Source organism: Fontibacter flavus (assembly GCF_042432905.1).
GTDB lineage: Bacteria > Bacteroidota > Bacteroidia > Cytophagales > Cyclobacteriaceae > Fontibacter > Fontibacter flavus.
Genome location: NZ_JBHLWI010000086.1, coordinates 1 through 1,372 on the forward strand (window position 1 = coordinate 1; position 1,372 = coordinate 1,372).

Consider the following 1,372-nt stretch of genomic DNA (forward strand, 5'->3'; position numbering starts at 1 on the left):
GAGACTGTTCATTTAAGTGTGTCTGCTAACTTTACACAATATGAACAAGAAAAAGACAATTGATGACTTATTAAATGATCCTAAGATGAGTGAACGTTTGAAAGAACGTCTTTACAGTAAGAAAGGATTACTGGGCAAAGAGAGTCCATTTAGTGAGATTTTACAACAAATGGTGAATACCATGCTTGAGGGAGAGATTGAGAGTTTTCTATCAGAAGAGCGGGCCTCTGGCCATGTAAATAAGCGTAACGGCAGGACTCCCAAGCGAGTGGTGAGCGATGCTGGTTTTCTGGATATTTCTACTCCCAGAGACCGTAATGGAGACTTTGAGCCCGAACTGGTAGGCAAACGTGAACGTGAACTGAGCAGCGGCCTTGATGATCAGATACTGGCCCTGTATGCGCAGGGTAATTCAGTGGAAGACGTAAGGCGTCTGCTGGAGGAGATTTACGGGGTGAGTATCTCAGCAGGTCGTATCTCCCAGATTACCGATAAGGTGCTCCCTGAGATTCAGGAATGGCGTACAAGAAGCCTTCAAAGCTTTTATCCCATCGTGTACCTGGATGCCATACACTTCAAAGTACGCCAGGAGGGCAAATACATCAGTAGTGCCTTCTATACGGTATATTCGGTGGACTGGGAAGGGAAAAGGGACGTATTAGGTCTTTACATCAACTCGGGCGGAGAAGGAGCTAAAAAATGGGGCCTGGTAATGGAAGATCTTAAATCAAGAGGAGTAGCCGATATTTTGGTGGTCTGCACGGATGATCTACAGGGATTTTCCGAACAGATTCAGGAAGTGTTCCCTGCTTCAGTTGTCCAAAAGTGCATTGTTCACCAAATGAGGAATTCGCTGAAATATGTGGATGAAGCTGATAAGAAGGCTGTAATAAAGGACTTACGTCAGGTATACACCTCCACCACTGAAGAAGGTGCGAAAACAGCATTGTCAGCCTTTGAAGCCACATGGGGCAAGAAATATAAGTATATAGTACGGCAATGGCGTGACAACTGGACTGAGCTGATGGCATTCCTGGATTTTCCTGTTGGAATGCGGAAGATGATCTATACAACCAATCCAGTAGAGGCCCTACATCGGATCATGCGAAAACTGATAAAAAGCAAAGCTGCATGGGCATCGGAAACAGCACTGTTAAAGCAGCTCTATTTATCGATCAGTCGGAACGAAAAGTCATGGAAGAAAAATGCAAGGGGATGGACTTCCATCCAGCGTGAAATCATGGAGCTGTACCCGGATAGGGTGCCACAAAAAAACTGAATTTTCAGCCTACTGTCTTAGTTGCCTTAAGGCAACTAAGACAGTAGGCTGAAAGAAAGATTAAACCTTAGACACAGTTTAATGAACTATCCC

At 44.7% G+C, this 1,372-nt stretch carries 1 protein-coding gene; it reads left to right on the forward strand.

Translation table 11 applies throughout. The annotated features are described in order from the left end of the window. Window positions 1–40: 40 nt before the first annotated feature. On the forward strand, window positions 41–1,279 hold the full coding sequence (locus ACFFIP_RS18940) for an IS256 family transposase (RefSeq protein WP_076503166.1): 1,239 nt from the start codon (window positions 41–43) through the stop codon (window positions 1,277–1,279). Window positions 1,280–1,372 lie beyond the last annotated feature (93 nt).

Bases quoted from the DNA above. Each gene is read 5' to 3' on its own strand.
- ACFFIP_RS18940 (WP_076503166.1), top strand. From the start codon at position 41: ATGAACAAGAAAAAGACAATTGATGACTTATTAAATGATCCTAAGATG.